The following is a 13,479-nucleotide window of genomic DNA, read 5'->3' as shown; positions in this document are numbered from 1 at the left end:
GACGCCCATCAAAGGCATGGAAGGCATGGAAGGCATGGAAGGCATGGAAGGCATGGAAGGCATGGAAGGCATGGAAGGCATGGAAGGCATGGAAGGCATCGAGGACGTCGAGTCCAGGTTCATGTGGATTCCAGTTGCATCGGGGGGCGTTGAGTTGGCTGGAGGCCATCGCGGTTCCGTGGGTCGAGTGCCGTCGTCGGCACGGCGCGAGGGCGACGTGCCCGGTCAGGGGCCTGTCGAGGCGGGGTAGGCCTTGCGCAAGGGATCGAGCCATTCGTCCATCAAGGCGAAGGTCAGCCTGTCCAGCTCGAGCGGCATCTGCTCCTGGATCTCCTTGTAGCGCCGCTCCGCCTCGAGGTCCGATGGGTCCTCGTCCGCACGTTCTCCGGCCTCCAGGAATCGCTGTTGCCACTCGTCGTTCGCCGCCTGGTAGGACGGATCGAGCCGCAACCGCTCCACGGCGCGATGGGCCGTCCCGCTGGTCGATTGCATGAACTCGCGCAGCGTCGGGAAGTCGGCGCGGACCTCGTTGCCGAGGATCACGTCGACCTCTTGCCGCTGGCTGTCCGACCAGTCTTCCAGCACGGGCTCGCGATTCAGCTCCCCGTTGTTCATGCCGCTCTGCTGTACGAAGAAGGGGACGCCGGTCCGGGTGAAGGGCTTCTCCGTGATCTGCGTCAGCCGGAAGTCGATCAGCGCCTGCAGCGAGAGGCTGTGTTCGATGTTTTCCGCGTCGGGGTCATGGATGCCGACGTAGAGGTCGGCCAGGTGGTGCAGGCTCATGCGCATCAGTGCGCCCGGGTCGCTGCCCGCGCGGAGGATCTGGTCCATGCTGGCGAGCGTCTTGCGCTTCGCATCGATGCAGGTCCAGGGGCCCGCCAGGTCGTTGCTCAGCTCGGACAGCAACGCAGGCTCGGCGGCCAGCATCCGCAGGAGGCTCTGGCTGCGGGTCCTCATCTCCTGGCGGACGATGCCTGCGTACAGCGGGCCCAGCGCGGCCAGCTGCCTGCTGGACTCCACGAGAAAGTCCACCAGGAGCTGGCCGTCGTCGCACCCCTCGATCGCCCGCCAGAGAGCCTCGGGATCCTCGGCTCCCCAGTCGGCGAGCACCGCGGCAGACCCCTGGGCCTGCTGGAGCGTCTCCCTGGTCAGCTGCCATGACGTCGCCGAGCGCTCGGCGCGCCACCCGCTGGGGGCTTCAAGCGGGTCTTCCGTGTCGGCAGGCATTCTCACCAGCAGCAGCGCGCGGTCCGGCTGACTGGCGAGCGCCACGGCGAAGCGGCCACAGCGATCCGAGTCGCCCCGGAGATCGACGTGTGTGGCGCAGTCCGGCATCCATGAGAGGCGCTCGTGCGGCTCGTCGCCGAGAAAAACGGTCCAGCTGCGCAGATCGAGGCCGCTCAGCGCATCGCGGACGCTGTCCGGATCCAGGGGCCGGGCGTGACGCAGGATGACATTGAAGTCGCGCGCCTCCAGGTCGAGTTCGGCCAGGAGCGCCGGCGGCGGCAGTGAGAACCGGCTGGCGCGTTGGCGGGTCAGACCTTGACCGTCGAGATACAGGTTCTCCTGCAACGTGTCCTTCACGACTTCACGCAACGCTCGCCCGCCGCTGGCCCTGGCCTCCGCGTCCCGATCCGAGTACGCGTCCGTCTCCCATCGGGCGAGCTTGGCCAGCGCCTTCGTCCAGGGGGCGCCCGTGTCGCCACGAGCGGCCTGCAAGGCGTCCATGCACGCGATGATCAGGTCGTTGCGGGACGCATGCGTATCGAAGTCGGGCGCCGGCGTCTCCGAGGTGCCCTGGCCTTGCTGCCGCAGCGCGAGGGCTTGCTGCCGCTGGCGACCGCTCAGCAGGCACAAGGGCACCTCCGCGATCATTGCCGCCATTTCCTCGGTGCCGGGGAGCATGCGTCGCCTGCTGGGCGCGAAGACCCTCCGGAACGGGCTTTGTGGCCAGCCAGCTTCGACCTCCGCCAGTCGATTCAAGCAGCGCTCGACCAGGGGCGAGAGGGCTTGCGTCTCGCCTTGTTCGAGTCGTTCCATCTTCGCCACCTCGTGCGCCGGCAGCGACCAGGGCGGCGGCAGGCCGGTCGGGCGCGTGCCATGTTCAAGGGGGATGTCGTCGTCCCACGTCGTGGTGCCGAGAGACGCTGTGGCTTGACTGGAAGGGATCATGACGCTGTCCAAACTGAGGGTAAGGTAGTGCTCAGTCCTTCCCGCAGGTTCGTTGACCGTGGTCATGTGTCCGGCGTCCGGACGGCGGGGCGCTCGGCCCGATCAGGAGTCCGCCGAGGCGGGGTAGGCCTTGCGCAGGGGATCGAGCCACCCGTCCATGAGGGCGAAGGTCAGCTTGTCCAGCTCGAGCGGCATCTGCGCCTGGATCTCCCTGTAGCGCCGCTCGGCCTCGAGGTCCGATGGGTCCTCGTCCGCGCGTTCTCCTGCCTCCAGGAATCGCTGTCGCCACTCGGCATTCGCCGCCTGGTAGGACGGATCGAGGATCAGCCGTTGCGTGGCGCGACAGGCCGGCCCGCGGGTCGACTTCATGAGTTCACGCAGCATCGGGAAGTCGGCACGGACCTCGTTGGCGAGGATCAATTCGGCGGCCGCTCGCGGGCCGTCCTTCCAGTCGTCCACCGTGGGCTCGCGATCCACCACGCGGTGCTTCATGCCGCCGATCTCGGCGTAGAAGGGCAGCGCGGCGCGGATGAACGATTTCCCCGTGATCTGCGCCAGTCGGAGGTCGAGCAAGGCCTGCAGCCCGATGGCGCGTTCGATGTCTTCGGCGATGTTGCCGCCCGTGAAGCTGACGTGCAGTTGGCCCAGACTGCGCGAGCCCATGCAGAGCAGCGCGCCGGCGGCGTCGTCCGCGGAGCCGGCGCCGCCCGTGCGCATCGTCAGTTCCATGTCGGAGAGCGCCTGCCCCAGCGCGTCGACGCAGGGCCCGAGGTCCACCAGATCGCAGACCACCTCCGACAACAACTCTGGCTGGTCGGCCAGCATCCGCAGCAGGCGTCGACCGCGGGCGATCATGTCTCCGCGCAGCGCGGGCGCGCCGGGCTCACTCAGTTCGGTCAGCTTCGTCCTGAACGTGTCGAGGAATTCCATCAGGCGCCGACCGTCGTCGGACGCGCCGAGCCAGTCCCTCAGATCCGCGAGCTCGTCGCCGCCCCAGTACGCGAATGCCGACGCGGGATCCGGGGCTTCGACGGGCGTTGCGGCAGACAGGCGCCATACCCCTGCCATCGAATCGGCGTGCCAGCCGTCCGGAAGCGGACCCAGCCCATGCGGCATGGGTTCATTGACGCGCACTTCCCGGAGTCGACGCGCTTCCCCACGGGCCAATGCCAGCGCGAAGCGGGCGCAGCGGTCCGGATCTCCCCAGAGGAACACGTGCTCGGCGCCGTCCGGAATCAACAGGGGGGACAAGCCCGGATCGTCGCGGCCCAGGCGCAGGCTCCAGTCGCGCAGGTCGATGGCGCGCTCGGTGTCGAGGAAGGCCCGGAGATCCCAGGGACGGGCCGCGCCCAGTTCCGCGACGAGATCCCGCCCCCGCAGGTCCAGCGCCTCGACAAGCGCGCGGGGCGGCAGGGAGAACTCAGGCGCGGGGCGGTCCGTCAAGCCGTGACCGTCGAGTTGCAGGAGCCCTTCGCCCGGGTCCCTCACCACCTCGCGCAATGCGCGGCCACCGCTCGCCCGGGCATTCGCCTCGGGTTCCGAGGACACGTCGGACTCCCATCGGGCAAGCGTCGCCAGCACCGTTGCCCGGGAACTTCCCATGCCGCCGCGGGCGGCATTCAACATGTCCAGCGTCGCGAGACACAGGTCCTCCCTGCGGGCCGCCGGATCGAAGAACGGGGCGCTTGCACGCGATCCGCGCAGCCCGTGCCGTCGCAGCGCGAGGACGTGCTGCCGTTGTCCGGCGCTCAGCAGGCACAGGGGCACCTCGGCGATCAGCGCTTGCGCTTCCTCGTCGCTGGGGCGTGCCAGCCGGCGTTCCAGGAATGCTCTCCGGAACGCGCTGCCCGACACGTGGTCGTCGACCGCGGCCAGTCGATTCAGGCATCGTTCGACCGGCGGCGAGAGTGCCAACCGCTCGCCTCGTTCGAGTCGTTCCAACTTCGTCATCTCCTCCGCGGGAAGCGACCAGGCGAACGATCGCGCCGTGGCGGCCGGATGCGGGGCGTGCTCGACATCAGCGCCCGCGTCCCGCGCGGGGTAGGCGGCAGCCGTGGTGGAGCCGGGAGGGATCATGGCGGTGTCCGAACCGAGGGGGAAAAGTAGTGCCCAGGTCTTTCCGCCGGTTCGTCGAGTGCCGCGATGCCCTGGCCGTTTCGGCCCCGCGTTCCTGTCCCGACATCCCCACCCCCCACGTTCATGGTCCCTCCGCGCCGTTGCGCCGTCCCCTGATCCGGGTGGCTCGCGGGGCCCCGTCGCACGGCCGTCGCACTACATTGACCGGCAGGCAACAAGAACAGGGAGCCTCCCAGATGAATTCGGTGCAGCCATGGATGATGGTCGTCGGGACGCTGGCCGGATTGGCGGTCGGCGGCGCCGCGGTGAGCGGGTGGTGGTGGCCCAAGCTCAGGCGCGCGCGCCGGCTGATCGACCGGATCGAATCGTCGCGTCTGCTGCTCAACGAGCAGACCACGCAGGCGCGTCGTCAGATCGAGCGGCAGCAGATGGAGCTCGGCGAGCTTCGCCTGGTCGTCGAACGGCTGCGCCGCAAGGCGGCGATCGCCGCCGCGCCGCACGACACGGGCGACGGGGCTGATTCCATCCTGCCGCTGGATTCCGTGTCGCCGATCAGCGCGCCCACGCCGCTGCCGGCATTCCGTCCGATCGACAAGCCGCAGCACGCGCCGGCGCCCACGGTCGCCAGCGTCGACGCCGCGCTGGAGCGCCAGGAACGCGCCCGCGAGCGCGCCGCCCAGGGCGGCTTCGCCCGCACCGAGATCCAGGACGACGACGGCCCGAACTCGCGCGGCTTCATGCCGACGCAACTCGACAAGCCCTTCTGAGCCGTGGCGGCGGCCGGCGCGCCGGCCCTTCAGCCGATGAGCGCGATGCCGCCCGCTTCCGCCTTGCGGCGCAGCTCGTCCCAGTCCCTGGGCCATTGACCTTCCAGCTCCATCCGGACGAGGCCCGGGGGAAGGTGCAGCTGACGCAGGAGTTCCGCGTCCGGAAGATCGGGCGCCGCCAGCTCGCCCAGGCGATCAGCCCCCGAGCGCCAGGCGCCGAGCACCGTGGGAGACGCGTCCCGCTCCGGATCGGTCACGGCCGCGAGCCTCAGCAGGTCCGCCATGTCCTGGCGGATGTAGGGATGGACCGTGTCGTGCTGCGAACGCTCCCACCGCTTGAGGCCCGCCAGGCCTTGCAGCACTTCGGCGTCGAATCTCGCGCCGCCCGGAACGACGCGATCGAACAGGGGCTGGAGCTCGCCCAGCAGCTCGCGAAGACGAAGCAGCTGCTCGTACGAACAGTCCCGCGGCGCATCGCCGCCGAGGAGCTGTTGGCACTCGCGGATTTGCGCCTGGTGCCGGGCGCTGAGCAGACCGGGGGGCAGCAGCATCAACAAGGCCCGCGCTTCCTGGCGCTCGGCCCGGGCCAGTGGCGCCAGGTCGTCGAGGCTCAACGCGCCGTCATGGGCATGGACGAGCCGCTCCTGGACGGTCGCCAGCCAATCCGGCAACGCGCGCAACGCCGCCCGTTGAGTCTCCGAGACGGGAAGCGGCTCGCCGCCCGCCAGCGCCTCCAGCCACGGGTCGTCGGGCAAGTCGCCCCACGGATGTTCGTGCGCGGGCACGAGCGTCGTCGAGTCGGCTTCGCCGCAGGATGCGGCCTGTGCCGCGCCGCGGGGGAGGGCATGCATGCTGAATCTCCGCTGAACGCAAGCTCACGGACCCCGCCGCACGATCGAGCTGTTGGCCGCGCGCAGGTACGGTGACGCCAGGATCTCGTCTTTCGCCCACAGGCGCCGTTCCGATCGATCGTAGACCCAGCCGGACGGCACGTCGCTCGGGGCTCCCATGGATTTGGCCAACGTGACCAGTCCCAGCTTGGGCAGCTTGCCGAACTGGTGGAACAGTGCCCGCCAGGTCGGCTTGCTGGCACTCCCGTCCGCCGACAGCTCCATCTCGCGCAGGGTGCGGACCCCGGTCGCCCAGTCGGGCAGACGCCCGTCGCGCAGCGGCAGGCGCAATTGCTGGACCTTGAGCGCGGTCGCACGGGCGGCGAACTGTTCGGGCGCGACGACGCGGCCGTGAGTCAGCGTCAGCTTGCAGGGCTGGCCCTCGAACCCCTTGAGCAGTTCCAGCGGCGGCAGTTCCAAGCCTGGGCCGTCGTCAGGTTCCCGCAGCTCATTGAACGTCGCGGTCAACCCTGGCCCGTTCGACAGGGACCTCGAGAGGAGCGCGAGGACGAGATCGCGGCGTGCCGCGGTCGGCGCGTCCGGCGCCGCATCCCGCCAGCCCGCGAGCGAAGCCTCCCGGCGCAGCGCCGCGCGTTTGGCGTCGGGTTCCAGGGAGCGTCGGCACGCCGCCAGGCTCATGGCGCCCACGTGGCACAGGTCAGCCAGTTCATCGGCGCTCATCGGCTGCGGACCCCGAGCGAGACGTTCCCGCCATTCGCGAGTGCTCTGGATGCCGTCCAACGTGAGCAGGCATTCGGGCGCCGCGTCGAGCACCGTGAGCACGGTGGCCACGTCGTCGTTGGTCAGCGTGAACGTCGGATAGGTGCGGTGCTCCGGGCTGTAGTCGATTTCGGCGGTGTCGAATCGCCAGTCGTTGATCAGGGCGCCGAGACGTCCGAGGGCGGCGCGCTGATCCGGTGCCGGATGCCAGGTGCCGGCCAGCGCGAGCGATGTTTGCACGGTCTGCTGATCGTCCCGTGTGCGCCAGGGAGCGACACCCCGCGACGGGTTGCCGGACGGGATGCCGTCGGACACGTCGGTGGGCGCGGACGACAAGGCCGGGTGTGTTGAGATGGGAAGGTACATGGCGAGCGTCAGGGATGGGGAGACGACGGTTCAGTTGTCTGTTCCGCCTTCAGGTTCGCCCGATCCGTTCAGGCCGCCGCCCTCCGCACATCTCCTCGGCCCTTTGTCACGGCAGGGCCAGGCCGCCGCCGAGACTTGGCCGCGGGGCTTGCCGACGGGCTCCGCACTTCCCCCGTAGCGCCCTGTCACAGCAGAGACAATCCGCGCGCCTCGGCGCTGCCTAGAATCGAACGATCGTTCTTTTCGCCGGCGGCCTCCGGAGACACGCGGCCGCGGCGAGGCGACTCTTCAGCATCGGAAGGAACAAGCATGGGTGCCAGCTACGAAGTCCGCGGTCAGGTCGCGGTGATCACGCTCAACAATCCGCCGGTCAACGGCCTGGGTCACGCCACGCGGCTGGCCGTCGCCGAGGGCGTCGAGAAGGCGGAGAACGATCCCGCCATCAAGGCCATCGTGATCACCGGCGCCGGCAAGGCGTTCTCCGGCGGCGCCGACATCCGCGAGTTCGGCTCGCCCAAGGCGCTGGCCGAACCCAACCTGGGCTCGCTGATCAACCGCGTCGAGTCCTGCACCAAGCCGGTCGTCGCCGCGATCCACAGCGTCGCCATGGGCGGCGGCCTGGAACTGGCGCTGGGCTGCCACTACCGCGTGACCGCGCCTGGCGCCAAGATCGCGCTGCCCGAGGTGAAGCTGGGCCTGCTGCCCGGCGCCGGCGGCACGCAGCGCCTGCCGCGCGCGCTGGGCGTCGAGCCCGCGCTCAACATGATCGTCAGCGGCGAGCCGGTCCTCAGCGAGCAGCTCGCGCAGGTCCCCGGCCAGGTGCTGTTCCAGAAGGTCGTCGACGGCGACCTGATCGACAGCGCCGTCCAGTTCGCGATGAGCATCGCCGACAAGCGCCCGCTGCCCCGCGTGCGCGACATCAAGGCCCAGCATCCCGAAGCCCAGGCCTACTTCCAGTTCGCGCGCAACACCGTCGGTGCGATGGCCAAGAACTTCCCCGCGCCGCTGCAGTGCGTGGAAACGGTCGCGAACGCGGTGGCCATGAAGTTCGAGGACGGCATGCGCGCCGAGCGCGACGCCTTCCAGCAGCTGATGCTGACGCCCGAATCGAAGGCGCTGCGCCACGCGTTCTTCGCCGAGCGCGCCGCGTCCAAGATCCCCGATGTGCCCGAGGACACGCCGCTGCGCAAGATCGAGCAGGTCGCCATCATCGGCGCCGGCACGATGGGCGGCGGCATCGCGATGAACTTCCTGAACGCCGGCATCCCGGTGACGCTCCTCGAGATGAAGCAGGACGCGCTGGACCGCGGCGTCGCCACCATCCGCAAGAACTACGAGGCGCAGGTCAAGAAGGGCAAGCTCAAGGAAGACCGCTACGCCCAGCGCATGAGCCTGCTGGGCACGACCCTGAGCTACGCCGAGATCGGCCAGGCGGACCTGGTGATCGAGGCCGTCTTCGAGGACATCGGCGTCAAGGAACAGGTCTTCAAGCAGCTCGACGCGGTGATGAAGCCCGGCGCGATCCTGGCCAGCAACACCTCGACGCTGGACGTCGACAAGATCGCGGCCTTCACCAAGCGCCCGCAGGACGTCATCGGCACCCACTTCTTCAGCCCGGCCAACGTGATGAAGCTGCTGGAGGTGGTGCGCGGCGCGGCCACCGCCAAGGACGTGCTGGCCACCGTGATGGCGCTGGGCAAGAAGATCCGCAAGACCTGCGTCGTCTCCGGCGTCTGCGACGGCTTCATCGGCAACCGTATGATCGAGCAGTACAGCCGCCAGGCCGGCTTCCTGCTGGAAGAGGGCTGCACGCCGCAGCAGGTGGACAAGGCGGTGGAGCGCTTCGGCTTCGCGATGGGCCCGTTCCGCATGGGCGACCTGGCCGGCAACGACGTGGGCTGGTACATCCGCAAGCGCCGCTACCTGGAGAAGCCGGACCTGCGCTACTCCAAGACCGCCGACCTGCTGTGCGAGATGGGCCGCTTCGGCCAGAAGACCGGCGCGGGCTGGTACGACTACCTGCCCGGCAAGCGCGACGCGATCCCGTCGAAGACGGTGCTGGAGATGATCGACATGCACCGCTCGGCGCTGGGCATCACGCCGCGCAAGATCAGCGACGAGGAGATCGTGCAGCGCCTGGTCTTCGCCCTGGTCAACGAGGGCGCGAAGATTCTGGAGGAGGGTATCGCGCTGCGCGCCTCCGACATCGACATGGTCTACCTCACCGGCTACGGCTTCCCGCTCCATCGCGGCGGCCCGATGTGCTACGCCGACACGGTCGGCCTCTACAACGTGGTGCAGGCGATGAAGCGCTTCGCCAAGAACCCGCTGGACGACGGGAAGTTCTGGGAGCCCGCGCCGCTGCTGCAGCGCCTGGCCGACCAGGGCAAGGGCTTCAACGACTGACCCCCGCGGACCGCATCAGGAGAAAAGAATGAGCAAGGCATTGATCGTTTCCACGGCCCGCACCCCGCTCGCCAAGAGCTGGAAGGGTTCGTTCAACATGACCCACGGCGCGACGCTGGGCGGCCACGTGGTGCGCGCGGCGCTGGAGCGCGCCGGCATCGAGGGCGGCGAGGTCGAGGACGTCCTCATGGGCTGCGCCACGCCCGAAGGCGCCACCGGCGGCAACATCGCGCGCCAGATCGCGCTGCGCGCCGGCCTGCCGGTGAGCGTCTCCGGACAGACCGTCAACCGGTTCTGCTCCAGCGGCCTGCAGACCATCGCGACCGCGGCGCAGCGCATCATCGCGGGCGAGGCGGACGTGTTCGTCGCCGGCGGCGTGGAGAGCATCTCCTGCGTGCAGAACGAGGCCAACCGCCACATGGGCCACGAGAGCTGGCTGTCGGCGCACAAGCCCGAAATCTACTGGTCCATGCTGCAGACGGCCGAGAACGTCGCGCAGCGCTACAAGATCCCGAAGGAGCGCATGGACCGCTACGGCGCGGCCAGCCAGCAGCGCGCCTGCGCCGCGCAGGCCGAGGGCCTGTTCAACGCCGAGATCGTGCCCATCACCGTGATGGCCGGCGTCGCCGACAAGGTGCGCGGCATGATGACGAAGGAAGTCACCGTCAGCGTCGATGAAGGCCTGCGCGTGGGCACCACCTACGAGAGCATCAAGGACATCCGCACGGCGGTGCCCGGCGGCGTGGTCACCGCGGGCAACGCCAGCCAGTTCAGCGACGGCGCCGGCGCCTGCGCGATCGTCAGCGAGGCCTATGCCCAGAAGAAGGGCCTCAAGCCGCTGGGCCGTTTCCTCGGCTTCGCCGTGGCCGGCTGCGAGCCCGACGAGATGGGCATCGGCCCGGTCTTCGCCGTGCCCAAGGTGCTCAAGCGCCTGGGCCTGAAGGTGTCGGACATCGACCTGTGGGAACTCAACGAGGCCTTCGCGGTGCAGGTGCTGTACTGCGCGGACACGCTCGGCATCCCGATGGACCGGTTGAACGTCAACGGCGGCGCGATCGCGATCGGCCACCCGTACGGCGTGTCGGGCCAGCGCCTGACCGGCCATGCGCTGATCGAAGGCAAGCGCCGCGGCGCCAAGCGCGTCTGCGTGACGATGTGTATCGGCGGCGGCATGGGCGCCGCCGGCGTGTTCGAAGTCCTGTGAACCCGCGCAGGTCCGAAGCAATGACGACGTCCGTGGCCTCCGTGGCCTGCTTGCCGTTGGCGACGCCGCCGATGTCTGCGGCGCCTGCGGTCGCCGCGGCCGCGGCTGCGGTCATGGGCCTGCTGTTCGCGCTGGCGGCGACGCCCGCCGCTGCCGCTGGTCGCAAGGAACCGCCGAGCGTGCCGGAGTCGCAGGCGATCGACGGCATCCATGATGCGCTGCGCGCCAGCGACTGCGCGCTGGTGGCGAGCCGTCTCAACGACGGGCTCAAGCGCAAGTACCCGTCGGTCTATCTGCTGGCCGGCACGCTGTACGAGCAGGGCCTCTGCCTGAAGCCCGACTGGGAGCGCGCCGCGCGCCTGTACCAGCAGGCGCACGTCGCGGGCGAGCCGCAAGGCTTGCAGCGGATGATCGCGGGCCTGGCCGAGGGCGGCCGCGACCGCGCGGCGGCGATGTACTGGGCGCTCGAGGATCCGTCGGGACTGCCCGACGAATGCCTGGCCGGCCGGGAATTGCGCAGCGAGCCCGAGGCCTACGTGGCGCAGCTGCGCCGCTGGCCCGCGGGCCGCCTCGATGCCTGCGTGTACCTGGTGGGCGTCGCGTCCGCGATCGCCGGGGAGATCGAGTACCCCAGCGTCGGCACCGCCTACGCGGTCTACGGCCGCTACCAGATGGACTTCCATCCGGCTGCGGCCACGGTCGAGTGGGAGGAACTCGAGCTGCGCATGGGCAACATGGGCGGCGCGATCAGCGGCGACGACGTGCGCGAGCGCGACAGCGCCCGCGTCAAGCAGACGCTGCGCACCGCGCTCCAGGAGACCAGCCACCGCGCGCTGCGGCGCTTCACCAAGCCGGCCGACGTGCCGACGCAGTGGCGCATCCAGCGCGAGTTCGCGTTCAACATCCACGGCTGAGCGCGGCACGCGCCCGGCCTGACCTCATCCAGGAGGGCGCCATGCGCCAGACCCTCGACTTCCTGCTCTACGACTGGCTGAAGGTGCAGGACCTCGGCCGGCGCGAGCGCTTCTCGGAGCACTCGCGGGAGACCTTCGACGCGGTGCTCGACACCTGCGAGAAGATCGCCCGCGAGAAGTTCGCGCCGTTCAACCGCCTGGCCGATACCGAGGAGCCGCGATTCGACGGCGAGCGCGTCCACCTGCCCAAGGCGACACACGAGGCGCTCGCCGCCTACGTCGGCTCCGGCATGCTGGCCGCCGCGCAGGACTACGAGCACGGCGGCATGCAGCTGCCCTGCGTCGTCGAGATGGCCGCCAACTGCTTCTTCAGCAAGGCCAGCGTGTCCCTCGGCGGCTACGCGATGCTGACCAACGGCAACGCCAATCTGCTGATGGCGCACGGCACGGACACGCAGCGCGACGTCTTCGCGATGAACGAGCTGTCCGGGCGCTGGTTCGGCACGATGTGCCTGTCGGAGCCTCAGGCCGGATCGTCGCTGTCCGACGTCGCCACACGCGCCGAGCCCGACACCGCCACCAGCACCGGCACAAGCACCGACAGCGACGGGGCGGACTTCGAGGCCGATCCGCTCGGCCCGCGCTACCGGCTCACCGGCAACAAGATGTGGATCTCGGGCGGTGAGCACGAGATCACCGAGAACATCGTCCACCTGGTGCTGGCGAAGATCCCCGGACCCGACGGCAAGCCGCTGCCGGGCACCAAGGGCATCTCGCTGTTCATCGTGCCCAAGCACCTGGTCGACACGGAGGGGCGGCTCACCGGCGAGCGCAACGACGTGGCGCTGGCGGGCCTGAACCACAAGCTCGGGTATCGCGGCACGACGAACTGCCTGCTCAATTTCGGCGAAGGGCGCCACACGCCGCGCGGGAAGAAGGGCGCCATCGGCTACCTCGTCGGCAAGCCCGGCGACGGCCTGCGGCAGATGTTCCACATGATGAACGAGGCCCGCATCGGCGTCGGCCTCGGCGCGGTGATGCTGGGCTACGCGGGCTACGAGGCGAGCCTCGAGTACGCGCGTCAACGCCCCCAAGGTCGGCCGGTCACCACCTCCGGCGGGAAGGACGCGGCGCGGCCGCAGGCGCTGATCATCGAGCACGCCGACGTCAAGCGCATGCTGCTGGCGCAGAAGAGCTTCGTCGAGGGCGGTCTGGCGCTGGAACTGTTCTGCGCGCGGCTGGTCGACGAGCAGCACACGGGGTCGGAGGACGAGGCCGCCGCGGCGAAGCGGCTGCTCGAGGTCCTGATCCCCATCGCCAAGAGCTGGCCCAGCGAGTGGTGCCTGGAGGCGAACTCGCTCGCGATCCAGGTGCTGGGCGGCTACGGCTACACGCGTGACTTCCCGGTCGAGCAGTACTGGCGCGACAACCGCCTGAACATGATCCACGAGGGCACGCACGGCATCCAGGCGCTGGACCTGCTGGGCCGCAAGGTCGTGATGGACGGCGGGCAGGCGCTGATGGCGCTGGCCGCGCGCATCAGCGACACCGCGCAGCGCGCCGGCCAGGTGCCAGGTCTTGCCGAAGCGGCGAACGAACTCGGCGCGGCGCTGGCCGCCGTCGGCGGCGCGACCAAGAAGGCCTGGTCGACCGGCGAGCCGGAGGCGGCGCTCGCCAACGCGACACCGTACCTGCAGGCCTTCGGGCACACGGTGCTGGCGTGGATCTGGCTGGACGTGGCCCTTTCGCTCGATGGGCGGGAGGACGACTTCGCCCACGGCAAGCGCGCCGCGCAGCGCTACTTCTTCGCCTATGAGCTGCCCAAGATTCACGCCTGGCTCGGCGTGGTCGCGCGGCGCGAGGCGCTCACGCGCGAGATGCAGGACGCCTGGTTCTGACCCCCGCCGTCGCCGCCGTCGCCGCAGTCGCGCGGTCGACGGCGGCGGCGACGCTGACATGACCCA

Annotated in this window: 10 protein-coding genes; 6 read left to right on the top strand and 4 right to left on the bottom strand. The window is 69.7% G+C overall.

The window, feature by feature from the left end; translation table 11 throughout:
• Positions 1–16 precede the first annotated feature (16 nt).
• Positions 17–250 carry a hypothetical protein gene (locus ACQ4L4_RS14335; RefSeq protein WP_431104823.1) on the top strand — a complete coding sequence of 78 codons (234 nt, stop codon included), beginning with the start codon at positions 17–19 and terminating at the stop codon, positions 248–250.
• Here the strand turns inward: ACQ4L4_RS14335 and ACQ4L4_RS14330 are convergent.
• Together ACQ4L4_RS14330 and ACQ4L4_RS14325 are read right to left on the bottom strand one after the other, a co-directional pair.
• The gene (locus ACQ4L4_RS14330; RefSeq protein WP_431104822.1) at positions 226–2,238 is read right to left on the bottom strand and encodes a hypothetical protein; all 2,013 of its coding nucleotides are present in this window, start codon (positions 2,236–2,238) and stop codon (positions 226–228) included. The genes ACQ4L4_RS14335 and ACQ4L4_RS14330 overlap by 25 nt on opposite strands.
• 36 nt (positions 2,239–2,274) lie before the next feature.
• Entirely contained in the window at positions 2,275–4,122 is a 1,848-nt protein-coding gene (locus tag ACQ4L4_RS14325) for a hypothetical protein (protein ID WP_431104820.1), read from the bottom strand.
• A gap of 362 nt (positions 4,123–4,484) precedes the next feature.
• Here ACQ4L4_RS14325 and ACQ4L4_RS14320 point away from each other — a divergent pair, with 362 nt between their 5' ends.
• Positions 4,485–5,015 carry a hypothetical protein gene (locus ACQ4L4_RS14320; RefSeq protein ID WP_431104819.1) on the top strand — a complete coding sequence of 177 codons (531 nt, stop codon included), beginning with the start codon at positions 4,485–4,487 and terminating at the stop codon, positions 5,013–5,015.
• Positions 5,016–5,044: 29 nt separating this feature from the next.
• Here ACQ4L4_RS14320 and ACQ4L4_RS14315 read toward each other — a convergent pair whose 3' ends face one another.
• The gene (locus ACQ4L4_RS14315) at positions 5,045–5,866 is read right to left on the bottom strand and encodes a hypothetical protein (protein WP_431104818.1); all 822 of its coding nucleotides are present in this window, start codon (positions 5,864–5,866) and stop codon (positions 5,045–5,047) included.
• Between the two features lie 24 nt (positions 5,867–5,890).
• Entirely contained in the window at positions 5,891–6,991 is a 1,101-nt protein-coding gene (locus tag ACQ4L4_RS14310) for a hypothetical protein (protein WP_431104817.1), read from the bottom strand.
• Positions 6,992–7,300: 309 nt separating this feature from the next.
• On the opposite strand from ACQ4L4_RS14310, the gene ACQ4L4_RS14305 reads away from it, so the two are divergent.
• From ACQ4L4_RS14305 to ACQ4L4_RS14290, 4 genes are read left to right on the top strand one after another with little or no spacing between them, the layout of a single operon-like run.
• Positions 7,301–9,397: a 3-hydroxyacyl-CoA dehydrogenase NAD-binding domain-containing protein gene (locus ACQ4L4_RS14305; RefSeq protein ID WP_431104816.1), complete on the top strand. Its 2,097-nt coding sequence runs from the start codon at positions 7,301–7,303 to the stop codon at positions 9,395–9,397.
• 28 nt (positions 9,398–9,425) lie between these two features.
• Positions 9,426–10,601, top strand: coding sequence for an acetyl-CoA C-acyltransferase (locus ACQ4L4_RS14300; protein ID WP_431104815.1), 1,176 nt, complete (start codon positions 9,426–9,428; stop codon positions 10,599–10,601).
• 20 nt (positions 10,602–10,621) lie between these two features.
• The gene (locus ACQ4L4_RS14295; protein ID WP_431104814.1) at positions 10,622–11,515 is read left to right on the top strand and encodes a hypothetical protein; all 894 of its coding nucleotides are present in this window, start codon (positions 10,622–10,624) and stop codon (positions 11,513–11,515) included.
• A gap of 41 nt (positions 11,516–11,556) precedes the next feature.
• Positions 11,557–13,413 carry an acyl-CoA dehydrogenase gene (locus ACQ4L4_RS14290; protein ID WP_431104813.1) on the top strand — a complete coding sequence of 619 codons (1,857 nt, stop codon included), beginning with the start codon at positions 11,557–11,559 and terminating at the stop codon, positions 13,411–13,413.
• Positions 13,414–13,479: the final 66 nt, after the last annotated feature.

It is taken from the genome of Roseateles noduli (assembly GCF_050626985.1).
Lineage (GTDB): Bacteria > Pseudomonadota > Gammaproteobacteria > Burkholderiales > Burkholderiaceae_C > Roseateles > Roseateles noduli_A.
This window is presented reverse-complemented; position numbering and strand designations above follow the sequence as displayed.